Consider the following 26,934-nt stretch of genomic DNA (forward strand, 5'->3'; position numbering starts at 1 on the left):
GGTTTTAGTTAAGCTAATGTTAAGTCTTATTTAAAAGTATAGGCAAAACTGATTGATACGCTTGATCCATATTTCTCAGAAATATTAACGTAATCTGTGTTTTTGTCAAAACGGCCGTTGTTATTGGCATCTTGGTAAAACACTCCTTTATTGTTTAAGATATCACTGTAATTGATTTTAAACTCTCCTTTAGATTTTGCAATCTTTTTAGATATTTGGAAATCTAAGATGTTGCGTGGATTTTCGTAAATGTCTTTATCAGACACGTTACCTACAGCCCATATTCTTTTTCCAATTCTGTTGTATAACAAGCTAAAGCCAATAGCGTTAGCAGATGTTGAGCTGTATTGTATGCCCGTATTAATTAGGTAAGGAGATTGTCCTTGCAATGGTCTTACGCCGTCTTTGTTTACCAGTTTAGAAACCACCACTTCAGATTTTATAAAAGAAGCATTTGCACTAAATGTGAAATTTTTAAATCTATCATCAATAAATTTCAACGATTTACGTACTTCAGCTTCTACACCATATAAAGTTGCAGACTCGGAATTCTCGTACCCTAATGTTCTGCCGCTTGTACCCAATTGCAAAGTTTGTTCAATAGGTAAATCAAACCTTTTAAAGAAAGTGGATACAGAGAAGGTTTCACCGCTGCTAGGATAAGTTGCAAAGCCTAAATCAACGTTTATAGTACTTGATTGTTTAAGTTTTGAATTACCTTGTACCGATACGTTTTTATTGAAATCGTAAAAAGAAAAGGGAGCAATTTCTCTAAATTCTGGACGGCCAACCGTTTTAGAACCCGATAACCTAAAGCTTGATTTTTCTGTTAAGTTATAAATCATGTTAACAGAAGGCAAAATATTGATGTAAGTAGTGTCAACTACTATTGGTGTATAAGCATTATCAGCACTGTTTAGGTGTTGGTTGTAGGCTTCTAATCTTGCGCCAGCTCCAACTCTTAATTTCTCTGTCACAAAGCCATCAAACATTGCATACCCAGCATTCAAAAAAGATTTTGCGTGGTAAGTATCAGCACCGTTTGTAATCTCATCTAAAACAAAACCACCTGGGCGAATGTTAACTGGTGCAAATATTTGATCTTGTGGCAAAGCTAATGCTGCATTGTTATCAAAGTTATTGTCCCTAATAAAACCAATTACTCTGGCGCTAAAATCTCGCTCACGTAAGTTTCCAAAATAACCCAATTTGATTTTGTTATTATCCGCAAACCATTTTATTGGAATGCTTAGGTTTGTTGCTGCGCCATAAGAATTTTCGTTTAGCTTAGAAGAAAAACTACCTGCTAACCTTGGATCTGCAGAACCCGTTTGCACAGAAGCAACGCCTTGCGAATATTCCATACGTTTGAAACCAGGCTCTTTACGGTCGGTGTTTGCAAAATTAAGATTCCAGTCTAACTTTGTTTTGCTACTTTCTGATAGTAAATGCTCCCCACTTAACTGGTTGCTAATTAAAGAGCGTTGCAATAGATAATCGGCTGTTCTGCTAAATGCTTCATTACTTTCGTCAATTCCGTTTCTGCTGGTAAATTTGCTTTCGAGTACGCGATTATATATGTTTTTGAAGGCTATTTTGTTGTTGCCAAATGTGTAAGCAAAATTTGCCAATCCCCCAATATTGGTATTGTAGCTATAAATCTGATCATTCAACTTATCGCCAACGTTTTGACCTGCATAAGCAATCTGATCAACATCTTTTAGGCGTTCATCATAACGGTAGGATAAGGAAAGAATAGTTCCAAATTTATTGTTGTTTTTGAAGATTTTACTGTCGCCGTAATTAGCTTGAAAAGCAGGTCCTAATTTGGATTTAACGCTGTTATATCCCCAGTTATTTTTAAAGGCTTTAGATAACTCAAAACGTTCTGGACCTTGGCTCGGTAAAGCTAAATATTCGGCTTTGGAAGGGAAACTTTTGGGAATATCTCTTCCTTTATCGTAAAAGCCAAAAACGTTGTTCCCACTGTTTGGTGCCGAAATAAAGTCTTTGAAGGTAGATTGTGTGTTGTATGAGGTGCCTAAAGACAAATTGAAGAATTTATTGTCGGGGAAATCTTTGGTGCTTACTTGCACCACGCCTCCAGAAAAATCGCCAGGAATATCTGCGGAGGCAGTTTTATTGACGACTATCGCATCAATCAAATTTGAGGGGATAATGTCGAAAGAGAAGGCTTTTCTGTCTACCTCGGTATTAGGTAAAACGGCATTGTTCAGCATTGCCGAGTTGTAGCGATCAGAAAGTCCGCGTACAATAATAAACTTGTTATCCTGAATGGATGCACCACTTACTCTTTTTAATACTTCCGAAGTGTTTTTATCTGGCGATTGTTTGATCACATCAGATGAGATACCGCTTGAAATACTGATGTTGTTTTTTTGCTGTGCATATAGTGCGCCCACAGATGCTCTTCTGTAAGAAGCAGTAACTACAACCTCGTTTAGCGCTTGTACGTTGGACTCTTGCATCGCAACATTAAGCGCCGTTGCCACACCATCTTTAACTTCAATATCTGTAACGGTATGCGTTTGGTAGCCTAAATAACGGAAGGTTAAATTATACTTTCCAGGATTTAGATTCGCGATAACAAAACGACCTTCAATATCTGTGGAAGTGCCTTTTGTTGTGCCTTCAATACCTACAGTTAAGCCAATTAGAGTTTCTCCGCTAGCCTTGTCCACTACTTTACCAACCAGCTTACCAGTATCTGCAAAGCTTGTTGTTGAAAATGCCATTAGTACTAAGGCAATTTTTATTGTTTTTAAAATATAATTTTTCAATTTTACTTTTGTTTGGTTGCCACAAAAGTATTAGCGTAATGTTAAGCGCTTGTTAGCGTAGGATTATTTAAAGGTGATGCTATTGTTAAGAGAACGTTAAGCAGGTTTGGAATTGGTGTTTTAAACCGCTGATAGGTTGCGTGTTAAAGCAGACCTGATTTGTTGATTTAATCTGATTTTGCTAGGTAGCTAAATTGTCTAAAACTTATAGGTAATAGCAAAGCCGTTAGCGCCTTGTATATAAGTAGGGGATAAGCTCAAATTATTTGATTTGTTGTCGGTAATTAGCTTTTTTATTTCTGGATAAATTAGGTAAGCAACCTTTGTTGATAACAAGCCAAAGCCTGCTCCAGCAACAACATCACTCACCCAATGAGCTTTATTGTACATTCTGAAAACGCCTGTGGCTGTTGCTAAGCTATAACCTGCAACGCTATACCAAACAGACTTATCTTTATATTCTTGATTCAATAATTCTGCTAACATAAAAGCCGTAGCGGTATGTCCAGAAGGAAAAGACTTTTTGTTTGATCCGTTTGGTCGTAATCTATTTGTACTGATCTTTAGCAAACCAACGCTAGTTGCCATTATTGCGGTAGATAAAACTAAGGTTGCACTACGGTCAACAATATTGTGTTTGGCTTTTATCCCTAAAAAATCTAATCCATAAAATGCAACAAGTGGTGCATACTGTGTGTAGTTATCTAATCTTACGCCAAACAGCGGAAAATCTTCTTTAAGCTCTCCATGAGTGGAGTGGTCTAGCTGGCGTATAAAATTGTTGCCGGCAAATGAAATAGCACCATAGCCTATAAATACAGCAGGAGCAACGTAAGAACTTAGCTTTTGTGTAGCGAAAGGTTGTGTTTTGGTACTGTCTAAATCCTGACTAAATGTTGAGCTACTTGTGATAAAGATGAAGGTAAAAAGCGTAAAAATGTACTTCGGCATAAAATGATTCTTTGTTATAGGTTGCTTGTTTGTTTAACTGATTTTTTATGGCTGTAAATTACGAGTAAAATAATTAGCGTAGCACTAACGCAGGTGGCTGGAATGGTACCTAAATCCAAACCACCCTTTGTGGTGGGCTTGGTAAGCAAATCGCCGAAGGTTGCGCCAAACGGACGGGTAAAAATAAAAGCAATCCAAAACAAAATGATTTCATTAACCTTGGTAAAGTAATGAACCGCTATTACAATAGCAATGATTCCAGCAGTTAATAAGGCACCGTATCCATAGCCTAAATTTAAATTATCGCTCAAAAAATCGCCGAAAGCAGTTCCCAAACTATTGGAAAACAGAATAGCAACCCAATAAAATATTTCTACCCTCTTTTTTTTAATCGGATAAACAGCAAGATTTCCTTCGGTTTTAAACCAAGTTAACAAAGCCAGCAACAGACCCACGAAAAGTATTAAGGAACCTAGAACGTAACCTAATTTTAGTGTCCTGTCCATAAAATCAGATATTTCGGTGCCTAGCGTGGTGGTTCCTGTAATCACCAGCCAGTATAAGGCCGGGTAAAACTTTTTTGCGTTCAGTTGAAAAAATAGTGCTACTGCAAAGCCTAAGCCCGTGGCTAGTAAGCCAATTCCGTAGCCCAAGTTGAGTGTCATGGAGAGTAAATCTCCTAAGGTTTCGCCTAAGGTGGTCGAAAGAATCTTCATTACCCAAAACAATAGGGTAATCTGCGCAACCTTATTTAATTTTTCCATGTATTAAAGGTAGTTTATAATTTTCGCTGAATTTAGCATCGGCAATGTATATTTTAGATTTATTGCTGTGGCATTATGATTGTTTAGTGTGATTAAATATAAAATCTACTGTTATGAAACTATTGAAATTAATTGCACTAGGTGCTGCCGTAAGTTATGGATACAATTACCTTACAAAAAGAAATGAATCTGGAAGGTCTAAACTAGATGAAATTAAAGAAAACGGCCCCGAATGGATAGAAAAGGAAAAAAAGATGGCGAATGATGCCATTCATGATTTTCGCCAGAAGAAAAATGAATCTGATTACGCTAACAGAAATTACTAATTAAAGCTTGTCTTGTTTGATCTACAATAAGATAACCTTTCCTAAAATATAACAAGATGAACAGTTTTTTCAAAACGATTATTGCCGGTTACGGAGCAAAAAAATTGGGTGGCGGTTGCTTATCTACCATTATTATTTTTGTTCTGATTTATTTTGCATTAGGACAGTGCAATAGGGCTGATGCGCAGGTCAATCACAGGAATTTGCCTGTGAAAGCGGTTTCGGACATGTCTATGGAGTGCAAAACGGAGTAGTTTAACCCGATATGGTTGTAAATTTATTAATTACTTTTAGCCTACACGCATTTAAATAAAACAGGAGACAATCGTAAAGGTTGTCTTTTTTTTGCTTGGGCTGATATAGTAAAAAGGTATAAAAGCGGATTTTTACGTATGAGGTTACAACCTGAGGAATGAATTTTTAGAAAGTGTTGTTGAGAATGATGGAAAAATATAATTTAAGAGCCTATGATAAAAATAATATTACCAAGTTTATATTGAAGGTCAAGTCTTTTAAAAGTGATTAGTAAAATGAACAAGGTTGAAAACCTACTGCAATATATTAGTCTGTAATTTTAGAAAAGGAGAGACATGAGTTAAATAATTTTCTATTCGTTGAGGGTCTAAAATATTTATAATTTTATAGAAATAATTTAATTCTAATTAGTTAATTAAAACTGTTTTTATATTTTTTATTCAGCATTAATAAGAAATTATATAACTTTAAAGTTATATATGTAAACCAATTAATTTTAATAAATTAACATGACTAAAACAAAAGAAATTTACAGAGCTTCAGTAGGCTTCAATGCTGATGCAATCAAATTAGAACCGCTTGAAGACCTTAAACTATCAGAAGACTTAAGTATAAGACTTTTTGAGAAAGTTAAAACAGCATTAAGCTATTATGGATGTGCGCAAAGTGATCATAAAAAATCTGAAGCAAATCCTAAACAGTATTTATCTGGGGAAGCAAGTATAAATTGGAAGTTAGAAGATGAATCTCGTGGGCTTTGCTGTGATGGATCTAAGCCACAAATCGTGTGTGAAATTAATTTAGATACGGGTGTAGAGACTTGCTGGGCTGAATGTCCTGATTCAGAAAACTTAGAAATGCGAGTAAAGTTTGGTCCAGGGAGTAAAGGAGTGTCTTATTGATGCTTTTAGCTGTGGACTTGGCATAACTCTATGTAAGAATAGATTTAATTTCAGTAGTATTTAGAGGAATTAAAAAAAGAAAGGTAAACGAATGTTTCCCTTTCTTTTTCTAATTGCAAACGAGTGAGAACGTGGGGTATTAGATAGGCAAATACAAAGCACAGTAGAATATGCCCTAAGCCTTAGCCTTTCGCCTACTATTGTAAAAGAAATTACATGAATTGTTTAATTCATAATAATAGAAGAATAATCTAAAAATAGATGATATATTTTAAAAGGTTCTCTATCATTAAAGTTTTTCCGGTGTTTAGATTTATATGATCCATCAAACAAATCACTTATTTGATGACTTTTTAAATAATCTAAAGTTGATATTGAAGGGTTGCTCTCTAATTTTTTATTTATGTCCTCTACAACTAGACTATGTGTCAATAAAGAGTTTTCTATAAACGCCATTTGTCCCTCAATTGGTAAACGAAATGTTGTTTGATATCTTTCTGTAAATTTTTTAATATCTTTAATGTACTCCTTACAGTCATCATTACTAATAAACCTTTTGCATTCAACTGCAAATGTTATTTCATCATCAGTTTTTTTAGACCATAATTCTTGAATCCCGCTTTCATAAATTGAAATATCAATTTTATCATTTCGTTCTTCTTTTGTAACGGAATCTATATAGGTTTTTGTTTCTTCTGGATGAAAAGTTATGTCAACAAAAGGATTGTCCGAAATATTTTCTTTAAAATACTTCTTGTTGTATGATTTGGATAAATAATCATTTATCAATCCATTTCTTATATAATCTTCTTGAGCAATCTTGCCTCTTTTTGAATAATCATATTTTTTGTTATCTGCCAAAGTTTTTTGATAACAATAGATTATATATTTCATAACTGACCGAATTCTATATTCAGTTAGTTTATTTACATTCTTTTTAAAATTATCAGCAGCATTAATCATTGGCAGAATTACTATTTAGTCGTTTTAATTCTGCTTTTTGAATTGCTTCTTTAAATTCTGCTACATCATACCAAGCCATTGCTCTGTGCCAGCATTTATACTCGTTTGGCTTAATGATATAGAAAGAGTTACTTTCAAATCCTTTAATGTCTTTTTGTATAAATAAATTTTTTGTTGGGTCTTCTGTATTTGTTATTTGTTCTATACTTAAATTATTAGCTAGTCTTTTAAGAACTTCCTTTTCATCTTTTTTATCAGAATAAATAATTGATTTATCAGGCTTTGAATCTAAAAAGACAAAATTTAGTGCAACAAAATAATTTAAAGGATAAACCTCAACTTGTATAAATTCATCATCATAAATTTTTTCAAATTCCAGTATGAATACATCTGCATATCTTTCGAGAAAGTCTTTATCGAAATCTATCGCTCTTGTAAATAAATGTTGTTTGCTTTCTTGAAATTGGTATCTCGAAACATTTAAAACATAATCAATAAGGTCTTTTTCGTACTCTTTGATTTCGTATAACTTATTAATAATTGAATTAATTTCATTGAATACTTGTTCGTTTCTTTGAGCTGCTCCTGGGTTGAACTTACTATAAAATTCTTCGTATGTCTCAAGAAATCTATCGACTAACCCTATTAGATTATTTTTTATTTCGTTACTTGGTTCAATTAAAGGAAAAGAAAGATATTCTTCTTTCCATCTAATTTGAGGTCTTGTAGATGTTCCCCAAGAGCCCGAAGTAATAAATATGTAATATTCATATAAATTAGAAATTAAAAATGAATAAAGTTGTTTTAATAAATTATCATCGTTACTACTTAAACCGAAAACTCCTTTTTTATATACAGAAGCATCTTTGTTAAAAGAAATAACTATATCACTTTCGTTTTCAGCTTGTTCTTTGAATAAGATTTTATTATTATTAAAATTATAAATACTCCTTCCTGCTTCCAAATAAACATCTTTAGCACTTAAAATAGTATCACTATTATTCGTGTAATATTTCTTTATTGAATAATTTTCATTTATGGGTAAACCTATTAAAAAATTAAAATTATCTTTTGGAGAACCTTTTAAAATACCTGAACTAGCATATAAATTTACATTATTTACTAAATCTGAAATTTTTGATTTTTGATTTAGCAATATTTTAGATAACAAAGAAAAATCTAATGTGTTACCATATAATGCGACTTTAAACATCCAATCATTCTCTATAAAATATTTTTGTAGGATTTGTTTCTGGTCAAACTTTTCAATAACTATCATCTTGAAATATTTCAAGAAACGATTTGATTTTATAGATTGATGATTTATAACATTGTTTAAATGCTCTTTAGCTTTTGAAAGTCTATAATAAACAACAGTTGCAGGGCTGTTTTTTTGTTCAAAAATTAATCTTCTTACTGGAGATAAATCAAAAAATTTATCTAAACAAAAAGTAGATAAAAATTCATTTTTGAATTTTTTTGTAGTGCTGGATACATTATAAAATATGGTACTTGTAACGATTAAAGCTGTTCTTGTATCATATTTCATAAAATCTTTTGTTCTCAAAAGAAAAGATTGAGCAATTTCAAAATTCCCAACTGTTTTTTTGTTTTGTTTTAACCAATTTGTATGTACTATATCATCTTTTTTGCTTTTCCAAGGTGGATTTCCTAAAATAAATTTCGGAGTTTTATTTTTTACAACGTCATTAAACTTATGAGTTGTATCAAAGAAATTTGCTTCAAATAGATTTTCATCCAACAAGTTGGGGAATGGGTATTTCTCAACATCTTTTGGTTCTTGATAATCCAATAAAGCAATGTAAATTGAAAAACAGGTTACTTTTAGTGCTTCTCTATTAATATCTATTCCAAAAAGATTATTTTTAGCAATGTCTCTTATTTTGTTACTAAATGCTTCTTTATCATCTTTTCCCTTCAATTCAATTTCTTTTTCAATCATTCTTCTTAATGACTGAACGAGGAAAATCCCAGAACCAACCGCAACCTCAAAAATAGTACATTCAGAAGATTGTGTTTTGTTTAGATAATCTTCAACTGTATCGTTTAAGATGTAATCAACTAGAAAAGATGGCGTATATACAGCCGAGTTAAGTTCTCTGGTTTCTTCATCAATTAAAGATTCATAAATTCCCGAAATTACTTCTACTGGAATTAGAGAGAAATCAAAAATTTCAAAAAAGAATCCATTAAATAAAGACTCCCGTTCTTGTAATTCTCCTTTAAAAACATTGGCTAAAAAATCAGATTGAGTTTGATTAAGTTGAATATCTAATTCTTTAAATAATACACCATTGAACTTTTCATTCAGGTTTGCAAAAAGTTCATTTAAACGTTGAGGTTGTTTAATTAAAGTACTGAAATTTTTTCTTTTATCATTGGTAGCCTCTCCAGAGATAAAACTATCATCGATTTTAATTCCCCTATCAATTAAGTAACGAATAAAAATTAATCGCAATATTAAGGAGTTAGCCTGTTTGTCATCCAGATGATTTAACTCTTCCTTATTTGTAAGATAGTGCCTTACTTCCTTAATATTTTGGAAAAGCCTTTCATTTACTCTTTTTCGAGTTTGCCTTTTCTTTGTGTTTTCTAAATAATCATTTTGAAACCATTTCCAAGTTTCTCCACTTTGTAAATTCCAAAAAGAAAACTTATTGTCTCGCTCTTCATCGGTTAAATTCAGTTCTTCAAGTTTACCATCATTACCGTTTTTATCCTTTATATAATTTAAGGCATTGAAAATTTGAATTTCAGAGTTTTTAACTATAAAAATAACAGGAGAGTTATCAAAAGACCATACCTTTTTGTGAATTTCATTTTCAGTAACAGAATTATTATCTGTCAAATCAAAAAATAAAATAAAAGGTTGCTTATTAAAGACATAGATAGCATCTGGTTTAATAGCATCCAGTTTGTTTTTAATGTCTATGTGGAGATCAAAATTATAAGCGTTGTTCTCCTTATCTCTAAAGAAAACTGTGTTTTCCAATCCTAATCGGATTAATAGCTTATTTAATTGATTATTTTTTTTGTTCATTACAATATTGCAATTTAGTTTTTTTTCTGTTCGTAGAGAATTGAAACTAATTTATAACATCCCAAATATAGTTTAATTTTATTACTAATATAATTAGTAATGTGTTTTCTGAAAGACCCTATAAGTTTATAAACGAAAAAGAAGTACGGCGATAATATTAACTTTCTAACTTCGAAACTGACCGTTAAAATTAAAAAGCCCTTGTAAAATACTGATTTACAAGGGTTTATTTTAATTAATGTGGACCCGGAGGGAACGGTACTTTTATCAAAAATCTATCTCTATTTACTGCAATCGATGATTCGGTTTTCTTACTCACCACTTAACTCACCACCATATCAATTTTGTTTAGCTGTTGTTTGTTATGGATAAAGGTACGGTTTTTATAGAAAACTCCTAGTACTGTTTGGTTTGAATAGCGGTAATATTTTGTCTGTGTAATGTTCGACCTATTTGGGATTCAAGTTAATCCTGCTCACGGGAGAAGATTGATAAGAACGAAGCAGATAAGGCGGGATTCGAATTTTATTTTTAACTTATTGATAATAAGTATTTATCCTATTGTCGCTCTACTGGCTCTATATACTCTAGTTTATCTTGATTTTATTTGACTGCGTTTATTATCAACCTGAGTTCGATTATTAATTTGGAATAAAATTGCAATCATGGCGTCAGTTTCTTATATTTAAGTATCTGAAATTCAAATATTTAGAAGCCAAACAGACCATAATTACATACGATAAAATTACTGATATTTTCTGTATAGCAGATGAATTCTGCAAAGATTTTGAAAAAACAACTCAAAACTTCATTTTGGGCAAGCGCTCAAGACGTCCCGCCACAATGAGCGACAGCGAGGTGATAGCAATCCTCATCTCTTTCCAGATGAGCGGTTTCAGATGCTTCAAACACTATTACAATTTTTACGTCAAGGTCCATATGAAGTCGGAGTTTCCGAGAACCGTTTCTTACAACCGTTTTGTGGAGCTCAGCCAGAGCGTTGTACTTCCTTTGACAATCTTCATGAAGATCTGCTGTCTAGGTACTTGCACAGGGATTTCATTTGTAGATTCAACGCCTATAAGAGTCTGCAAGAGCAAGCGGATAAGGAACAACAAAGTTTTTAAAGGCGTGGCATAAACGGGCAAATCCACCATGGGCTGGTTCCATGGCTTCAAGCTCCACTTGGTCATCAACGACAAGGGAGAAATACTCAATTTCATGATCAGTGCCGGAAACATGGACGACAGGACACCGTTAAAGCAGGAATCTTTCCTGAAGGAGATATTCGGAAAACTATTTGGGGACAAGGGATATATTTCCCAGCAACTGTTCGAAACGCTCTTCTCCGGCGGGTTACATTTGGTAACAGGGATACGTAACAAGATGAAAAACAGCTTAATGAGTATGCATGACAAGATCATGCTGAGAAAAAGATCTGTTATTGAAACAGTGAACGATGAACTGAAAAACATATGTCAGATTGAACATTCCAGACATCGGTCATTTACCAATTTCATTGTCAATATCGTAGCTGGACTTGCTGCATATAGTTTCTTTCCTAAAAAACCAGCAATCAAATATCAAACAGTTAAATCCAACCAAATAACACTGTTTTAATTATCGAACTCAGGTTATCAGTTAAACGTACAAAACGATGATGAGTCGAACAAATAAACATTTACATTTTTCAGAGTGATTGATAAAGCGAAGTTTTAACTGAGTGCGCTCTACTCTTTTCAGTGATTCTGAAATTTCAAACATCTCTTAAAAATTTTAAGAGCACAATATCCCGGTTTCCGCTTCGCTGTTCGTGAATAACTGTTGCATGTCTAAGGCAGGTGTTAGTTCAGCGATATCGATACTCTCGGTTACACTTAATTCATCCGTCAATGATTTTGCCTAGTCGCGACTTCGATTCAAACTATGCCATCTTTTTAAAAGAATATCAAACATCCGTTTGCTTATATTTTCAAATTTAATATGTTAAAATAAAATTTGTCTTTCTAGTCCTCTAGTGTAAGTTAACACTCCATCTTTAGGCTTAGTTAAATCTTAAAAGGCTTCTTAACAATGACTCAACGTGGTAAGTGAAAAATATGAGAGGGTCTCAGAAATCTAAATTGGGAATCCCATAAAACAGATTATTTTATCGTAGAAATATATAATGCTGGAAAAATCGATGTGTTGGTATCTCTATAATAATCTTTTACCCGTAAGTAAGTCATATTTATCGGGTCGAATAAATTTACAATTTTTTAAATTATGATAGTTTACTCAGATAGTTTTTCTGATGTTTCCAGCGCAAGTTTGATCATCTGTTGACGAGTGGTGTCATTAAACCTAAAAGAGGGGGTGTAAATACTAAAACTAGCTATAACTTTTTTGTTTTTGTAAATAGGTACAGCAACACCTATAATTTGTACCGTATCTTCAATTAAAGCGTAGCCTTGTTTTCTGATCAATTCAATTTGCTCAAAAAAGCCGATTCTGGATGCGGCATTTGGCCACACCTCTTTTTTCGGCAATCCATATTTTTTTAAATATTGGAGTACTTCTTTATCGTTTAAAAAAGCGATTAATAATCTCCCGGTAGAAGAGTCACAAGCCAATTTTTCATCAGAAGTTGTGGCTTGTATCAGTTGATTACTTTTTTTGTTTAGGATTATTTTTCGGCTGTTTTCTCTTAAAATAGCGATTAAGCAGTTTTCGTTGAATGTTTCGGTTATGTGGTCTAAAACCGGGTCAGCTTTTTTAATCAATTCTTTAAAACCTAGCGTTCCTTGGCTTATCTCAAATAATCTATTCCCGATTAAATAGCCTTTTTCATTTTCTGCTTTTTGGAGTAGTCCTCGGTTAACCAATGTTTTAATAATATTGGCACAGGTTGCCGTGTTTAGGTTCAAATCCTGAGCGATATTACCCATTAATTTAGGTCTGTTAATATCTTCGGCAACATATTCAATAATGTCAAATGCCCTGTGAATAACCTGTATCATGTTTTTAAGTCAAAAGTTTAAAATTATTGATAATAAATGTTTTAAAATATATTTTTATATTATCTTATTGACTAATATTGACCTAATTGTTAAAATGAGAGTTAAACCCAATGAATTCTAATCAGGTTCAAATTTTTATTGTAAGCTGTGCCACATTAGATGGCGATTCAAAGCCTCAATAGTATAGAAATACCGTTTTAAGGAAAAAAATAATACCCTTGCTAATCCGTAAATTTTAAGTTATATCCCCAAGATTAATTGATTGATTTTTTCCAAGCTCCTCCCTGCCGATGCGTTATATTTATTAAATATCTGACTAAGTTGTTGCATATAGCGAATTCCATAAAGCTGTGGATAGATTTGGGCCAAATCACTACGATTAAAGATTAAGTTTAATTCATCCCAAGTTTTTTCAGCCTCAACTTTCCTGCCTTGTTGATATTCTATTTCCATCTTGGAAGTAAGAAAATGTATAAGCGTAGTATAATAAGTTTCACGAAGTAGTTCTTGTACACCATGACGTCCGTCTTTAATGATAGATGATTCCTCAAATTTTTTCTTTGCCAAATCATGTGCCTCGGCATATTTGCCATTTTCAAATAAATTTGTTATTTTATCTTGGTCACTTGCAAGTATAGTGTCTTTAATTATACTGCGATATACTATGGCATGATTTTCAAGTCCAATTGCGTAATGTGTCATGTTTTAATTAAGATTTTAGGTGATAATTGATATGAATTATAAGTACTGACTCTAATCGAGTCATTTAAAAGTTTAACGGAATCAATCAAAATAAATTTTACAAAAAGATTATTTGCCAATCGAAAAGATTTTTCGATTGGTGGGGAAGAGTATACTCTTGCAATTATATAATATCCTTTGTTTGATATTACATTTTGAAAAAAAAATAACTCTGTTGCACTTAAATAGATAGAATTATCGAATGAACCGAAGGTAGTTTTAACATCAAAATACGCGGAGGCAACGGTAGACGATTCACCTAAATAAGTATTTAAGACTTTTACCTCGATGTCGTAGGGCAGATAACTCTCTGTTTCACGATTAGGCCATTTAAGTGTTGAAGCTCCCATCCTGTTAGGGAGAAAGATATTTTTAAAATCTACTATATCAATAAGGTCATTGACCTTGCGCTCTCCTATATGTCCTATCTCTGAATTTGTATAAATCGTTTTGTTCCGGTCAAATACGGAATTTTCAAAATCAGGAATAGGCTTAACCATCGCTATAACGTTTAACAAAGATTTAACCTTGAGATCGAAAATACTCCTTAGAGTCTCAACATTATGAGCTTTATTTTCATCCATGTACTTTTTATAAGCTTCCTTTCGCCGTTCTAATTCCGTGGGATCACCCGTTGGAAGCCAACCGTGATACTCTTCCAAAAAGTCATACATAAGAATCTAATATTTAAAACAAATTTATGAAATTTCTTATAAATTAATCAATCTTCCTAATTTGGTACATTTGGTGTCTGCGACGTAAATAGATTCGGGTCAATTCTTTTCAGAACAGCAGTTTTAATTTCGAATTCCCAAAACTAAAGAACACTGTTACCACCTGTTATTTAATATTAGATCCTATTGATTACCCTTCAGCTCCGTGACCTCCGCGTCCTCCGTGGTAAAAAAAAAACGCTGTATCCTACGTGAAACCCTTTGTGTTTAAACAAAACCTCATCCAATAAGTTCCACAATATAAAATTTTTGTTTTATATAAAAATATTTATTTTATTTGATGTGCAATTATTTCTAAATAAATGAACGAAAGCAAAACCTCCACTAGGTTCGCATTTATCATGATTACCTCTCTGTTTTTTATGTGGGGATTTGTGCATAATCTCGATCCAATTTTAATTCCACATCTTAAAAGAGCGTTTAGTTTATCAACTTTGCAGGCTTCTTTAGTGGATTCTGCGGTTTTCATTGCTTATTTCTTAATGGCATTGCCTGCCGGTGCAATCATGAAAAAGTATGGTTATAAAGCGGGTATAATTACGGGACTATTGCTCTTTGCAATTGGCTCTTATTTGTTTATCCCATCTGCAAACACACAATTGTATGGGTTCTTCTTGCTTTCGCTTTTTGTAATTGCCTGCGGATTAACTATATTAGAAACAGCTGCCAATCCTTATGCGTCATTATTGGGTCCGCCAGAAAAAGCGGTACAACGGTTAAATTTGGCGCAATCTTTTAATGGTTTGGCGGCAACCTTAGCTCCAATTATCGGTGCTAAAATTATACTTACCGAGGGTTATTCTGATGAAGCTTTAAATGCGATGACAGCCTCTGCCAGAGAAATTGCCTTAGCTTCTGAAGCCTCAAGTGTGAAAATGCCTTATTTAATTTTGGGTAGTATAATATTAGTTATTGCGGTAGTTTTCTATTTCATAAAATTGCCTGAAATTAAAGATGGAGAAGGTAGTGCATCTGGGGCTCATGTTTTTCATGCATTAAAACACCGCCATTTAAGCTGGGCAGTAGCCGCTCAGTTTTTTTATGTAGGGGCACAGGTTTGTGTGTTTAGCTTTTTTATTCTGTACGCTACTGAAGCCGCTGGAATTACCGAAATGGAAGCCGCAACTTATGCCGGCTTTGGAGTAGGGATGGCTTTTATGATTGGCAGATTTGTGGGCACATTCTTTATGAAGTTTATAACACCCGTAAAATTATTGGCAATTTATAGCTTAATATGTGTTGTTTTATCGGCTTTAGCCATGTTTATAACAGGAATGGCTGCCATATATTTAGTAATTGGTATTGCATTTTTTATGTCGATCATGTTCCCCACTATTTTCTCTTTAGGAATTAAAGACTTGGGCGGAGATACGAAATTTGGAAGTAGTTTAATCATCATGTCTATTGTAGGTGGCGCACTTTTACCTCCGCTTTTCGGTTATATAAGTGATGTTATTCATAATATTCAAATTGGTTATGTAGTTCCAGTAGTTTGTTTTGTAGTGATTTTCTTATTTGGTGTTACCGGACATAAAGTTGTAAAAGTTTAAAGATGAAGAGATATATTTTAGCCCTTGATTTAAGAGAAAATTTAGAATTGATACATGAGTACGATGATTGGCACAAAAAAGTATGGCCAGAGGTTTTAAAAAACATCGAAGACTCCGGTATTCTAAAAATGGAAATATTTAGGTTTTATAATCGTCTTTGTATGATTATAGAAACTACCGATGATTTTACATTCGAGAGAAAAGGTAAAATGGATAAGGAAATAAAAAAAGTGATGGATTGGGAAAAGCTGATGTGGGACTATCAGGTTAAAATACCCGGTTCTAAACCCAAGGAAAAATGGGTTTTAATGGATAGCATTTTTGAATTTAATAGTAATAAATAAAATGGCAGCAAATTTAATTTTACAGTTAGATAGAAAAGATAATGTGCTAGTTGCATTACAAGACTTAACTGCTGGAATGGATATTCAGTTTGAAGGATCTTCTATCATTATTAAAAATACGGTTCCTGCAAAGCATAAAGTTTTTATCAATGATATGCAAACGGGTGATGAAATCATTATGTACGGGGTTTTAGTGGGGAAAGTTCAACATGCCGTCAAAAGCGGAGAACGTATGACTACTGAAAATACCCGCCATGCTGCAGAACCTTATGATTACCGAAAAGTAGATTATCAATGGCATAAACCTGATGTTTCTAAATTCGTTGACCGCACTTTTAACGGTTTCCACAGAAATGACGGAAATGTAGGTACGGCGAATTACTGGCTTTTTATTCCAACTGTATTTTGTGAAAACAGAAATATGGATGTAATAAAGGAAACGTTGCACCAAACATTAGGATACGCAGTAACAGATAAGTACAAGCTGTTTTCAGAACACCTGATTCAAGATTTGAAAGATGGAAAATCGATCACGGAGGTAGATTTTTCGCCGTCAACAGAACTACAAAAAGAAAGATTTTTTAAAAACGTTGATGGGATTAAGTTTTTAAACCATCAAGGCGGATGTGGTGGAACCAGACAAGATTCTGAAATGTTGGGTAAGCTATTAGCCGCTTACGCAAATCACCCGAACGTTGCAGGGGTAACACTTTTAAGTTTGGGATGCCAGCATTTACAGGTAGGTAATTTCTTGGCAGATATTAAAAATTACCATCCTAGTTTTGATAAGCCAGTTTTGGTTTTTGAACAGCAAAAAACGCAGAGTGAGGAAGTATTGATTAAGGGGGCAATACAAGAAACCATTCAAGGTTTAGTAGAAATCAATAAATTAGAGAGAAAGCCAGCTTCTTTAAAGCATTTGACCTTGGGTGTTAAATGTGGTGCAAGTGACGGTTTTAGTGGGATATCTGCTAATCCCGCGGTAGGTTATACAGCTGATTTATTAGTGACTTTAGGTGGTAAAGTGCTATTGGCAGAGTTCCCCGAATTATGTGGGGCTGAGCAAAATATGATCGATCGTTGTGAGAATGAAGAAATCGCTAAAAAGTTTATCTATCTAATGCGGACTTATGATGCGCAAGCTCATGCAGTGGGTTCAGGTTTTTTCATGAACCCTTCACCGGGTAACATTAAAGACGGGCTAATTACTGATGCGATTAAGAGTACAGGAGCCGCAAAAAAAGGAGGGACTTCTCCGGTAGTTGATGTTTTAGATTATACAGAACAGGCGATTAAACCTGGGTTGAGTTTAGTTTGTACACCCGGTAACGATGTAGAAGCAACAACCGGCAAAGCGGGTAGCGGAGCTAATTTAATCTTGTTTACTACAGGTTTAGGTACGCCTACTGGCAATCCAATTTGTCCAGTGATTAAAGTAGCCACCAACACTATACTCGCAAATAAAATGAGCGATATCATTGATATTGATACCGGAGCGATTATCAGAGGAGAGAAATCAATCCCAGAAATGGGGGAAGAGATTTTAGAACTATGTATCAAAGTTGCCAGTGGAGAATTTGTTCCAAAAGCAGTTGCCTTAAACCAAGACGACTTTATTCCGTGGAAAAGAGGAGTTAGTTTATAATCGAAATTTAAATCCAAATAAAAGAAGAAGGTGTTTAGTTTAAAAGGAAAATCAGCAGTAATTACAGGTGGCGGTAGTGGAATAGGAAAAGCAATATCCGTTCTGTTTGCCAAACAAGGAGCTAAAGTTTATATATTAGAACTGAATGAGCAATCTGCACAACAGGCAGTAGAAGAAATTCAAGCTTTCGGGGAAGCGCAGGCATTTTCATGCGATGTAAGCAAGCAAAACCAAGTTCTGGCGACATTTAGCAAGATAGGGAAAGTTGATATTTTAGTAAATAATGCGGGAATCGCTCATATTGGTAACCTAGAGAAAACTGCAGAAGCGGAGTTTGAAAGGGTTTATCAAGTAAATGTAAAAGGTGCTTATAATTGTTTGTACGCAGCTATTCCTGCGATGAAAAAAGCTGGTGGCGGAGCAATTTTAAACATGGCTTCCATTGCTTCCGTTGTTGGTATTGCAGATCGTTTTGCGTATTCAATGAGTAAAGGTGCAATTTATGCGATGAGCATGTCAGTAGCTCGTGATTTTATTGCGGATGGCATTCGCAGTAATAGCATATCTCCAGCGAGGGTACATACGCCTTTTGTTGATGGTTTTATCGCAAAAGCCTATCCTGATAATCAGAAAGAAATGTTCGAGAAATTATCTAAAAGCCAACCGATTGGTCGTATGGCAAAACCAGATGAAATTGCAGCTTTAGCACTGTATTTATGTTCTGATGAAGCTGGGTTTATTACTGGAAACGATTATCCGATTGATGGAGGATTTATTAAGTTGAATAATTAAGTTGTAAGTGGTAGGTTATAAGTAGTAAGTTTTAAGTAGTAGGTTTTAAGTAGTAAGTAGCAAGACTAAAATCGTATAAAGTGAGAAGTAAAAAAATAATTAAATCATTCTCTCATTCAAAATTTAATCATTAAATAAAGCGCAATGAATAAGATATTGCAGAATATTCAGTCATTCTCTCATCCAAAATTTAATCATTAAATAAAGCGCAATGAATAAGATATTGCAGAATATTCAGTCATTCTCTCATCCAAAATTTAATCATTAAATAAAGCGCAATGAATAAGATATTGCAGAATATTCAGTCATTCTCTCATCCAAAATTCAATCATCAAATAAAGAACAATGAATAAGATGTTTGAGAGTATTCAATAATTCTCTCATTCAAAATTCAATCATTAAATAAAAAATCAAATGAAATTAATAAGATACGGACAAATAGGAAAAGAAAAAACAGGGGTAGTAATTGATGGTAAAAACTATGACACTTCTGCTTCTGGGGAAGATTATGACGAAAAGTTTTTTGAAACAGATGGTGTAAATAGATTGGCTTCCTTCGTAGAAAAGAACAAAGCTAGTCTTTCGTTGGTTTCAGATTCAGAACGTTTAGGGTCGCCAATTGGTCGGCCTTCAAAAATAGTTTGTATTGGTTTAAATTATGCAAAACACGCACAAGAAACCAATGCTACAATCCCTAAAGAGCCTATTATTTTCTTTAAATCTACCACATCTGTAGTAGGACCAAACGACAATATTATGCTTCCAAAAGATTCTGAAAAAACAGATTGGGAAGTAGAGTTAGCCTTTGTAATTGGCAAAAAGGCAAGTTATGTTTCAAAGGAAGAAGCTATGGATTATGTTGCAGGTTACGTTTTGCATAACGATGTAAGTGAAAGAGCTTTCCAATTAGAACGTGGTGGGCAGTGGGCTAAAGGAAAAGGTTGCGATACTTTTGCACCACTTGGTCCATGGTTGGTTACAAAAGATGAGATTGCCAATCCAAATAATTTACGTCTATGGTTAAAGCTTAACGGTAAAACAATGCAAGACGGCAATACCGACGATTTTATCTTTGATATTGCCCATGTTGTTTCTTACCTCAGCGAATTTATGACGCTTTTACCAGGAGATGTGATTTCAACAGGAACGCCACATGGTGTGGGTTTAGGTTTTAATCCTCCAATTTATTTAAAAGCAGGAGATGTAATTGAGTTAGGAATTGATGGTTTAGGAACTTCGAAACAAACCGTTGTAGCTTATGCAAAAGATTGATACGCATCAGCATTTTTGGAAATACAACCCTGTTAAGCATGCTTGGATAAATAATGAAATGGCGGTAATCCAAAAAGATTTTATGCCACATGATTTACAGCCAATTCTGAGCATTGCAGGTGTAAGCGGTTGTATTGCGGTACAGTCAGATGAGGAAGAAGCCGATAACGATTTTTTATTGGACTTAAGTAAGAAAAATGAGTTCATTAAAGGGATAGTTGGATGGGTTGATTTTTTAAATAGTGATATTTCTGAGAGGTTAGCTTATTACAGCGAAGTTAAAGCCATTAAGGGGTTTAGATACATTCTTCAAGATAAAGAACAGCGGGATTTAATACTCAGTAAAGAGTTCATAAGAGGTATTGTAGCTATGAACGCTTACGACTTTGTTTATGATCTTTTGTTGCTTCCAGACCAATTGAACTACGCCGAACAACTGGTAAGTCATTTTCCAAATCTGGTTTTTGTATTGGATCATTTGGCAAAGCCGATGATAGAATCCGGAGAAATTAATGCGTGGAAAACAGCCGTAACCGCCTTAGCAAGACACGAAAATGTGTATTGTAAAGTATCGGGGGTGATTACAGAAGCGGATTGGAAAAATTGGAAACAGGAAGACTTAATACCTTATATGGATGTGGTTTTTTCCGCATTTGGTATGGATAGGGTCATGTTTGGCTCTGACTGGCCAGTATGCAACCTAGCGGGAGATTACCAAAAAGTAATGAGAGTGGTAGCGCAACAGGTGAATAGTTTGTCCGTAAACGAGCAGGAGAAATTTTGGAGCTTGAACGCTATTAAATGCTACAATTTATAAACTAATTATAATGGATTTAAATTTAAAGGACAAGGTTATTCTAATCACAGGGGGGGCCAAAGGCATTGGTTTCGGGATAGCGGAAACTATAGCTAAGGAAGAGGCAATAGCAGTAATTATCGGCAGAAAGCAAGCGGATAATCAAAAGGCAATTGACCTAATTACGGCAAGCGGGGGTAATGCTTTTGGAATAGAAGCAGAATTAACCAGCTCCGAAGCATGTAAAAAAGCAGTAGAAAAAGCAATTGCAGCATTCGGAAGAATTGATGGCTTAGTAAATAATGCAGGTTTAAACGATGGAGTTGGGTTAGAAAACGGTAATTATGAAGATTTTGTGCAAAGCTTACATCGTAACCTTATTCATTACTATTTAATGGCTCACCATGCTTTGCCAGAATTGATTAAATCAAAAGGAAATATCCTTAACATTTCTTCAAAGACCGGAGAAACGGGACAAGGAAATACTTCTGGTTACGCTGCCTCAAACGGAGGTAGAAATGCCTTAACGAGAGAATGGGCAGTTGAGCTTTTAAAATACGGCATCCGTGTAAACGCTCTAGTGGTAGCAGAATGTTGGACACCACAATACGAAAACTGGATTACAACATTAAATAACCCAGAAGAAACTTTAGCTAAAATTACGGCCCATATCCCGCTAGAAAATAGGATGACCACCATCCATGAAATAGGAAATACCGTTGCTTTTTTGTTGAGTGATAGATCTAGTCATACTACGGGGCAAATTCTACATGTTGATGGCGGTTACGTTCATTTAGACCGGGCTTTGGCTAACGCTTAATTTGTATAAGAACCTAAAAATAATTTTTAAATAAATAATTAACCCTAATTTTTGGACATCAATGGCTAAAGCAAAAATACCTGTCGTTTCTAAGGAAATGTTAGTTCCCTTTATATTGATTACTTCTTTGTTTGCATTATGGGGCTTTGCAAATGATATTACCAATCCTATGGTGGCTGCTTTTAGTACCGTAATGGAAATATCTACAGCAAAAGCTTCATTGGTACAGTTCGCTTTTTATGGTGGATACGCAACAATGGCAATCCCGGCTGCACTTTTTGTAAAAAAGTACAGTTATAAAAAGGGAATTATTGTTGGTTTACTATTGTATGCCGTTGGCGCTCTTTTATTCTACCCTGCTACCAAATATGAAGTATTCGGGTTCTTTCTGGTCTCTCTTTATATTCTCACCTTTGGGCTTGCATTTCTTGAAACTACTGCAAACCCTTTTATTTTATCAATGGGGGATAAAGAAACAGCAACACGAAGATTGAATTTAGCTCAAGCATTTAATCCGATGGGGTCTTTATTAGGGATGTTTATAGCGTCAAACTTTATCCTATCAGCTTTAACGTCTGATAAAAAAGATGTAGCGGGGGATTTGATTTACACCGGTTTACCAGAAATAGAAAAAGCAACGATAAGATCTCATGATTTGGCGATCATAAGTACGCCGTATGTGGTACTAGGGTTTGTAGTGTTGTTGGTTTTGGTTGTTATAGCCTTGATGAAAATGCCAAAAAGAAACAATGCCGACCACCAGATAAAGGCTAAGGAAACCTTTAAAAGGTTGTTAAGTAATGTGAATTATAGAGAAGGAGTTGTTGCTCAACTATTTTATGTTGCCGCTCAGATAATGTGTTGGACTTTTATTATCCAGTACGCTGATCGTTTAGGCATCCCTAAATCTACCGCTCAAAACTACAATATTGTAGCAATGGTTGTTTTTCTGTTAAGCCGTTTTATAAGTACTTTTTTAATGAAGTACATCAACTCAAGGATGTTGCTTACCATTTTTGCAGTTGGTGGGATAATTACTGTTACCGGAATTATTTTAATACAAGGAATGTTGGGCTTATATTGTTTAGTTGCTACTTCTGCATTTATGTCGTTAATGTTTCCTACAATTTACGGTATTGCCTTGGAAGGGTTAGAAAATGACGACGCTACACTAGGCGCTGCTGGCCTAGTAATGGCTATAGTTGGGGGTGCTTTAATGCCACCGCTGCAAGGAAGTATAATTGATTTAGGTACTGTGGCAGGTTTTCCTGCGGTTAATATTTCGTTTGTATTACCATTAATAAGTTTTATAGCGATTACTATTTATGGCTTAAGAGCTATTAAGCGTACACGGACCGTAATTGCTTAGCATCTGCTTATGGGAAATTCTAATTTAAAGCTTATATCGTAACCTTATTCATTACTATTTAATGGCTCACCATGCTTTGCCAGAACTGATTAAATCAAAAGGAAATACTGTTGCTTTTTTGTTGAGCAATAAATCAAATACAACACTTGGTCAAATTTTATATGTTGATGGTGGTTATGCTCATTTAGACCGAGTTTTGGCTGACGCTTAAACAGATAAGCGATATTATTTGTCTCTGTTCAATAAATTAAAAAAGATCAAAAGTTAAAGAATTAATATTTATGGCATTAGAATTCAATACAAAATATCCTTCTATTGATGATTTAAGGAAAAAAGCGCAAAAGAACATTCCAAAATTTGCATTTGAATACTTAGATGGAGGATGTAATGAAGATGTGAACCTACATAGGAATGTTTCGGAACTTAGAGACGTTCAATTAAAGCCTCAGTACATAAAAAACTTCAACGGGCTTAGCCTAAAAACCAATTTGTTTGGGATAGAATATGATGCACCATTTGGAATTGCACCCATTGGTTTACAAGGTTTAATATGGCCAAATTCTCCAGAAATTTTAGCAAAAGCAGCTTTTAAGCATAACATACCTTTTATTTTAAGTACGGTAACCACGACTAGTATAGAGCGAGTTAGCGAGCTGACAGAAGGCAAAGCTTGGTTTCAGTTATATCACCCTACGGAGAACCGATTGCGAGATGATATCATTAAAAGAGCGGAAGCCGCAGAATGCCCGGTTTTAGTCATCCTTTGTGATGTACCTACTTTTGGGTTTAGACCTAGAGATATACGAAATGGCTTGGCGATGCCTCCTAAAATGTCTGTTAGAAACATATTACAGGTGATGGGAAAACCTAGTTGGGCATTAAATACTTTAAGATATGGCCAGCCCAATTTTGCAAACCTAAAACCGTATATGCCTAAAGGTTTAGACTTAAAGCAATTAGGCCAGTTTATGGATGCCACATTTTCTGGAAGGTTAAATGAGGATAAAATAAAAGCAATCCGTGACCAATGGAAAGGTAAATTGGTACTTAAAGGAGTTGCTTCTGAAATTGATGCACAGGAAGCTATCCGTTTGGGTATAGACGGAATTATTGTTTCTAACCATGGCGGAAGACAATTAGATTCGGGAGAATCTTCAATTAAGCCATTAACTAGAATTGCAGAAAAATTTGTTAATCAAATTGAGGTGATGATGGATAGCGGTATTCGGTCTGGTTCTGATGTGGCTAGAGCAATAGCAAGCGGTGCTAAATTCACTTTCATGGGAAGATCTTTTATGTATGGAGCAGCAGCTTTAGGGAATAAAGGAGGTAATCACACGATTTCCTTATTAAAAAAGGAATTAAACCAAATTATGGAACAGCTTTGTTGTGAGCGGTTAGAAGATTTACCAAGTCATTTGATCAAGAAATAAAAGAACTATCTAATTATTAAATTCACAGCGATTAAAACTGCCATTAAATATTGATAATAAGATTGAAAATGTAATTGAATCAGGTGAGGGGATGAAAAGTATTCTATTTTGAAAAGCACACAAAGTTGTTGTAAACCCATGGAAGCCAAGAATATAATTAAAATAAGTTCGGATTAAGCGCCACAGAGCTGTTTTTTTCTGCTTGCCGCGTAGCTTAAAATCGTAACCAAGGCAATTTGGACGATCGCAACATCAGACTGAAAGGATAAGAAGTCCCTCGTTCCCACCAATCTATCCATGTTAGGAGTAATAATTTCCTTGTTCCCTAGCGCATGTATAGCCGTATAAGTTTGAACGTCTGTTTAAATTACCACAATATTTGGTTTTTGTTGATTAATACTTTGAGCCGATAAATAAGTGGTTGATGCAAATAACCAAGTCACGCACTAAGCGTATCACTTTTAAACTCGAAATATATTTCATTTTTATTGATTTTTTAAAAATAAATTAATGTGCACTTAAACTTGTCTCAAAGTCTTTAGCGGCAGATTTTATATTGTATGATAAATTTTTGCGCTTTAATAAATCTTGTATTGTTGATAAATATACTTCTCTTTTCGGGCTATAAATTAAGTAATTGATAGTCATTAATGATAATAGTTCCTGGTCGCTCATTATCAAATTCTTAAGATTTGTTTCCGCTTTTTGATTGCTGAAATTGGCATAAGCTACTGCCGAAATCGTTGAAATTACTAGTGCATAATCATCGTTTAAAGCAGCAACAATTTGCGATTGATAAGGTTTTAAAAATTTAGCAGGTTGCGAAAGTAAACCTAAGGCTACCCAATATCTAACGATTTTGTTTCCACTATTTAATAAATCAATCTGTTTTTTGGCAATAACTGCATCTCTTTTTCCAGCTAATGATGCAGCGGCATATATTTCTTTAAAAGGGTAATTTTTATCATCAAGACGGTAGTTGTAAGGAGAAGTTGTTTTTGAGATTTGTGCAATTTCGTATTCGGGCAAAAACATAATATCTCTGGAAGTTAATAATTGATCGTCTAACTGCGTTCTCATTTTTTGCAATTCAGGCTGATAAGCTTTATCATTAACCAAATTATGTGTTTCCCATGGGTCTTTTGATAAGTCAAATAAAAACTCGGCTGGTCGCTCTTCAAATAAACTTTTCTGCAAGGTATTCAGTTTTCCGGCTGCCAAATCCTCTCTCATCTGAATTTTAATGTCGCCAATTTCCATGTAATTGATGTATCTGGCTTCGTTGATAAAAGGATAATAGTTACGTGAATAGACTAGCTTTCCATTGGTTACAGAACGAACCATGTCAACACCGTTATCAGACCTATCGCTCGATAAAACTAAATGATCAACAGGTTTTGCTCTTTTTTTTCCAATTAAAACCCTTCCTTTCATTTGTTTAGGAATATCGGCACCAGCTAAAGCCAACATTGATGGTGCAAGATCTGCAAAATCAATAAGTTCATCTGTTACTATACCGCCTGTTTTCCAAGGCGATAAATCTTTATACATTGGCGGAAACCAAGCGACAAAAGGTACTCGGTAACCGAAATTAATTCCGTTAGTTTTTCCTCGTGGCATTCCCTCGCCATGGTCTGCAAAGCAAAAAACGATAGTGCTATCTAGTAAATGATCATCTTTTAATCGCTGTAAAAGTGCGCCAATTTTATTGTCGGTAAGTTTAATAGAATTATAAACCCTGGCAAACTGCTTACGCATTTCTGGCGAATCGCGATAAAACGGTGGCATTACAAAATCGTTTTCTCCAATCCTATCTGCAACAGGGAGCTGATCAATTACCATTTTCAGATATTTTGAATAAGGATCTGTCATGGTGCGGGATTGGTGCGAATCCATATAATTGAAAACAGCAAAAAATGGTTGTCCCGATTTTCGTTTCCACCAACCAGCTTCATTAGAACTTTCATGCCAAGCATCTTTTATAAAAGCTTTTACGTTGCCTACATTATAATCTGTTTTGGAATTGTTGGTAGTGTAGTAACCCTCTTTTTGCAAGTAATAAGGAAAACCATGCATATCTGCAGGGATATTATAGTTACTTCTGTGATTTCCAGTACCTGTTTCAAAGGTTTTTACTCCAGTAATAATTGCGGTTCTTGCTGGCGAACATACCGTTCCAGTAGAAAACGCATTGGTAAATCTTATTCCCTTTTCGGCAAGATTATCTATTACCGGCGTACGGGCATCGGCATTGCCGTAACATCCAATAAATTGTGGCGAAGTATCTTCATAAGTAATCCACAAAATATTGGGCTTGCTTTGTGCAAATGCTATTTGGTGAAGAATTACTAAGAAAACTAGAAGTTTAACAAATCTCATTGTAGGTTTAACAAATTCCATAAAACAAATTTTATAT

The 26,934-nt window shown here is 34.4% G+C and carries 22 protein-coding genes and 1 pseudogene; 14 read left to right on the forward strand and 9 right to left on the reverse strand.

What is annotated here, in order from left to right:
• Positions 1–26: 26 nt before the first annotated feature.
• The 3 genes from B176_RS0101045 to B176_RS0101055 form a co-directional block, all read right to left on the reverse strand.
• On the reverse strand, positions 27–2,756 hold the full coding sequence (locus tag B176_RS0101045; RefSeq protein ID WP_040539696.1) for a TonB-dependent receptor: 2,730 nt from the start codon (positions 2,754–2,756) through the stop codon (positions 27–29).
• Positions 2,757–2,999: 243 nt separating this feature from the next.
• Complete coding sequence (locus B176_RS0101050; RefSeq protein ID WP_017256922.1) at positions 3,000–3,752, reverse strand: phosphatase PAP2 family protein; 753 nt, start codon at positions 3,750–3,752, stop codon at positions 3,000–3,002.
• A gap of 14 nt (positions 3,753–3,766) precedes the next feature.
• Positions 3,767–4,516 carry a COG4705 family protein gene (locus B176_RS0101055; protein WP_017256923.1) on the reverse strand — a complete coding sequence of 250 codons (750 nt, stop codon included), beginning with the start codon at positions 4,514–4,516 and terminating at the stop codon, positions 3,767–3,769.
• A gap of 113 nt (positions 4,517–4,629) precedes the next feature.
• On the opposite strand from B176_RS0101055, the gene B176_RS21200 reads away from it, so the two are divergent.
• From B176_RS21200 to B176_RS0101070, 3 genes are all read left to right on the forward strand, one after another.
• The gene (locus B176_RS21200; protein ID WP_017256924.1) at positions 4,630–4,842 is read left to right on the forward strand and encodes a hypothetical protein; all 213 of its coding nucleotides are present in this window, start codon (positions 4,630–4,632) and stop codon (positions 4,840–4,842) included.
• A 56-nt stretch (positions 4,843–4,898) separates the two neighbouring features.
• Positions 4,899–5,096, forward strand: coding sequence for a hypothetical protein (locus tag B176_RS21155; protein WP_017256925.1), 198 nt, complete (start codon positions 4,899–4,901; stop codon positions 5,094–5,096).
• Between the two features lie 510 nt (positions 5,097–5,606).
• Positions 5,607–5,999, forward strand: coding sequence for a hypothetical protein (locus B176_RS0101070; protein ID WP_017256926.1), 393 nt, complete (start codon positions 5,607–5,609; stop codon positions 5,997–5,999).
• Positions 6,000–6,224: 225 nt separating this feature from the next.
• On the opposite strand, the gene B176_RS0101075 is transcribed toward B176_RS0101070, so the two are convergent.
• Together B176_RS0101075 and B176_RS0101080 are read right to left on the reverse strand one after the other, a co-directional pair.
• The gene (locus B176_RS0101075; protein ID WP_017256927.1) at positions 6,225–6,962 is read right to left on the reverse strand and encodes a hypothetical protein; all 738 of its coding nucleotides are present in this window, start codon (positions 6,960–6,962) and stop codon (positions 6,225–6,227) included.
• Entirely contained in the window at positions 6,955–10,023 is a 3,069-nt protein-coding gene (locus B176_RS0101080; RefSeq protein ID WP_017256928.1) for an Eco57I restriction-modification methylase domain-containing protein, read from the reverse strand. Before B176_RS0101080 ends, B176_RS0101075 begins: the two co-directional genes overlap by 8 nt.
• Before the next feature lie 726 nt (positions 10,024–10,749).
• Here B176_RS0101080 and B176_RS18765 point away from each other — a divergent pair.
• A pseudogene (locus tag B176_RS18765) lies at positions 10,750–11,643 on the forward strand (IS982 family transposase).
• Between the two features lie 653 nt (positions 11,644–12,296).
• On the opposite strand, the gene B176_RS0101090 reads toward B176_RS18765, so the two are convergent.
• From B176_RS0101090 to B176_RS0101100, 3 genes are all read right to left on the reverse strand, one after another.
• Positions 12,297–13,022, reverse strand: a complete 726-nt coding sequence (locus tag B176_RS0101090) for an IclR family transcriptional regulator (RefSeq protein ID WP_017256930.1) — start codon at positions 13,020–13,022, stop codon at positions 12,297–12,299.
• A 240-nt stretch (positions 13,023–13,262) separates the two neighbouring features.
• On the reverse strand, positions 13,263–13,724 hold the full coding sequence (locus B176_RS0101095) for a hypothetical protein (RefSeq protein ID WP_017256931.1): 462 nt from the start codon (positions 13,722–13,724) through the stop codon (positions 13,263–13,265).
• Positions 13,721–14,437, reverse strand: coding sequence for a protein NO VEIN domain-containing protein (locus tag B176_RS0101100; RefSeq protein ID WP_017256932.1), 717 nt, complete (start codon positions 14,435–14,437; stop codon positions 13,721–13,723). The genes B176_RS0101095 and B176_RS0101100 overlap by 4 nt, the downstream gene beginning before the upstream one ends.
• A gap of 362 nt (positions 14,438–14,799) precedes the next feature.
• Here B176_RS0101100 and fucP (B176_RS0101105) point away from each other — a divergent pair, with 362 nt between their 5' ends.
• The 10 genes from fucP (B176_RS0101105) to B176_RS0101150 all read left to right on the forward strand — a co-directional run bounded on the left by fucP (B176_RS0101105) (position 14,800) and on the right by B176_RS0101150 (position 24,518).
• Positions 14,800–16,047 carry an L-fucose:H+ symporter permease gene (gene fucP / locus B176_RS0101105; RefSeq protein WP_017256933.1) on the forward strand — a complete coding sequence of 416 codons (1,248 nt, stop codon included), beginning with the start codon at positions 14,800–14,802 and terminating at the stop codon, positions 16,045–16,047.
• A gap of 2 nt (positions 16,048–16,049) precedes the next feature.
• Positions 16,050–16,391, forward strand: coding sequence for an L-rhamnose mutarotase (locus B176_RS0101110; RefSeq protein ID WP_017256934.1), 342 nt, complete (start codon positions 16,050–16,052; stop codon positions 16,389–16,391).
• Position 16,392: 1 nt separating this feature from the next.
• Positions 16,393–18,036 (forward strand): UxaA family hydrolase, encoded by a 1,644-nt coding sequence (locus tag B176_RS0101115; protein WP_026063078.1) that lies wholly within the window; start codon positions 16,393–16,395, stop codon positions 18,034–18,036.
• A gap of 30 nt (positions 18,037–18,066) precedes the next feature.
• A complete protein-coding gene (locus tag B176_RS0101120; RefSeq protein ID WP_017256936.1) occupies positions 18,067–18,828 on the forward strand; it encodes an SDR family NAD(P)-dependent oxidoreductase in 762 nt (253 codons plus the stop codon).
• Between the two features lie 414 nt (positions 18,829–19,242).
• A complete protein-coding gene (locus tag B176_RS0101125; RefSeq protein WP_017256937.1) occupies positions 19,243–20,100 on the forward strand; it encodes a fumarylacetoacetate hydrolase family protein in 858 nt (285 codons plus the stop codon).
• A complete protein-coding gene (locus tag B176_RS0101130; protein WP_017256938.1) occupies positions 20,087–20,917 on the forward strand; it encodes an amidohydrolase family protein in 831 nt (276 codons plus the stop codon). Before B176_RS0101125 ends, B176_RS0101130 begins: the two co-directional genes overlap by 14 nt.
• Positions 20,918–20,927: 10 nt before the next feature.
• Positions 20,928–21,716 carry an L-fucose dehydrogenase gene (locus B176_RS0101135; RefSeq protein WP_017256939.1) on the forward strand — a complete coding sequence of 263 codons (789 nt, stop codon included), beginning with the start codon at positions 20,928–20,930 and terminating at the stop codon, positions 21,714–21,716.
• A gap of 61 nt (positions 21,717–21,777) precedes the next feature.
• On the forward strand, positions 21,778–23,085 hold the full coding sequence (fucP, locus tag B176_RS0101140; protein ID WP_017256940.1) for an L-fucose:H+ symporter permease: 1,308 nt from the start codon (positions 21,778–21,780) through the stop codon (positions 23,083–23,085).
• A 61-nt stretch (positions 23,086–23,146) separates the two neighbouring features.
• A complete protein-coding gene (locus B176_RS21245) occupies positions 23,147–23,296 on the forward strand; it encodes a hypothetical protein (protein WP_017256941.1) in 150 nt (49 codons plus the stop codon).
• 70 nt (positions 23,297–23,366) lie between these two features.
• Positions 23,367–24,518: an alpha-hydroxy acid oxidase gene (locus B176_RS0101150; protein ID WP_017256942.1), complete on the forward strand. Its 1,152-nt coding sequence runs from the start codon at positions 23,367–23,369 to the stop codon at positions 24,516–24,518.
• A 507-nt stretch (positions 24,519–25,025) separates the two neighbouring features.
• Here the strand turns inward: B176_RS0101150 and B176_RS0101155 are convergent.
• Positions 25,026–26,918, reverse strand: coding sequence for a sulfatase family protein (locus tag B176_RS0101155; RefSeq protein WP_017256943.1), 1,893 nt, complete (start codon positions 26,916–26,918; stop codon positions 25,026–25,028).
• Positions 26,919–26,934: the final 16 nt, after the last annotated feature.

This window comes from Pedobacter arcticus A12, from assembly GCF_000302595.1.
Taxonomy (GTDB): domain Bacteria; phylum Bacteroidota; class Bacteroidia; order Sphingobacteriales; family Sphingobacteriaceae; genus Pseudopedobacter; species Pseudopedobacter arcticus.

Bases quoted from the DNA above. Each gene is read 5' to 3' on its own strand.
- B176_RS21155 (WP_017256925.1), top strand. From the start codon at position 4,899: ATGAACAGTTTTTTCAAAACGATTATTGCCGGTTACGGAGCAAAAAAA.
- B176_RS0101075 (WP_017256927.1), bottom strand. From the start codon at position 6,962: ATGATTAATGCTGCTGATAATTTTAAAAAGAATGTAAATAAACTAACT.
- B176_RS0101135 (WP_017256939.1), top strand. From the start codon at position 20,928: ATGGATTTAAATTTAAAGGACAAGGTTATTCTAATCACAGGGGGGGCC.
- B176_RS0101130 (WP_017256938.1), top strand. From the start codon at position 20,087: ATGCAAAAGATTGATACGCATCAGCATTTTTGGAAATACAACCCTGTT.
- B176_RS0101090 (WP_017256930.1), bottom strand. From the start codon at position 13,022: ATGATACAGGTTATTCACAGGGCATTTGACATTATTGAATATGTTGCC.
- B176_RS0101045 (WP_040539696.1), bottom strand. From the start codon at position 2,756: ATGGCATTTTCAACAACAAGCTTTGCAGATACTGGTAAGCTGGTTGGT.
- B176_RS0101115 (WP_026063078.1), top strand. From the start codon at position 16,393: ATGGCAGCAAATTTAATTTTACAGTTAGATAGAAAAGATAATGTGCTA.
- B176_RS0101050 (WP_017256922.1), bottom strand. From the start codon at position 3,752: ATGCCGAAGTACATTTTTACGCTTTTTACCTTCATCTTTATCACAAGT.
- B176_RS0101080 (WP_017256928.1), bottom strand. From the start codon at position 10,023: ATGAACAAAAAAAATAATCAATTAAATAAGCTATTAATCCGATTAGGA.
- B176_RS0101095 (WP_017256931.1), bottom strand. From the start codon at position 13,724: ATGACACATTACGCAATTGGACTTGAAAATCATGCCATAGTATATCGC.
- fucP (WP_017256940.1), top strand. From the start codon at position 21,778: ATGGCTAAAGCAAAAATACCTGTCGTTTCTAAGGAAATGTTAGTTCCC.
- B176_RS0101070 (WP_017256926.1), top strand. From the start codon at position 5,607: ATGACTAAAACAAAAGAAATTTACAGAGCTTCAGTAGGCTTCAATGCT.
- B176_RS0101125 (WP_017256937.1), top strand. From the start codon at position 19,243: ATGAAATTAATAAGATACGGACAAATAGGAAAAGAAAAAACAGGGGTA.
- B176_RS0101110 (WP_017256934.1), top strand. From the start codon at position 16,050: ATGAAGAGATATATTTTAGCCCTTGATTTAAGAGAAAATTTAGAATTG.
- B176_RS0101155 (WP_017256943.1), bottom strand. From the start codon at position 26,918: ATGGAATTTGTTAAACCTACAATGAGATTTGTTAAACTTCTAGTTTTC.
- B176_RS21200 (WP_017256924.1), top strand. From the start codon at position 4,630: ATGAAACTATTGAAATTAATTGCACTAGGTGCTGCCGTAAGTTATGGA.
- B176_RS0101100 (WP_017256932.1), bottom strand. From the start codon at position 14,437: ATGTATGACTTTTTGGAAGAGTATCACGGTTGGCTTCCAACGGGTGAT.
- B176_RS0101150 (WP_017256942.1), top strand. From the start codon at position 23,367: ATGGCATTAGAATTCAATACAAAATATCCTTCTATTGATGATTTAAGG.
- B176_RS0101055 (WP_017256923.1), bottom strand. From the start codon at position 4,516: ATGGAAAAATTAAATAAGGTTGCGCAGATTACCCTATTGTTTTGGGTA.
- B176_RS21245 (WP_017256941.1), top strand. From the start codon at position 23,147: ATGGCTCACCATGCTTTGCCAGAACTGATTAAATCAAAAGGAAATACT.
- fucP (WP_017256933.1), top strand. From the start codon at position 14,800: ATGAACGAAAGCAAAACCTCCACTAGGTTCGCATTTATCATGATTACC.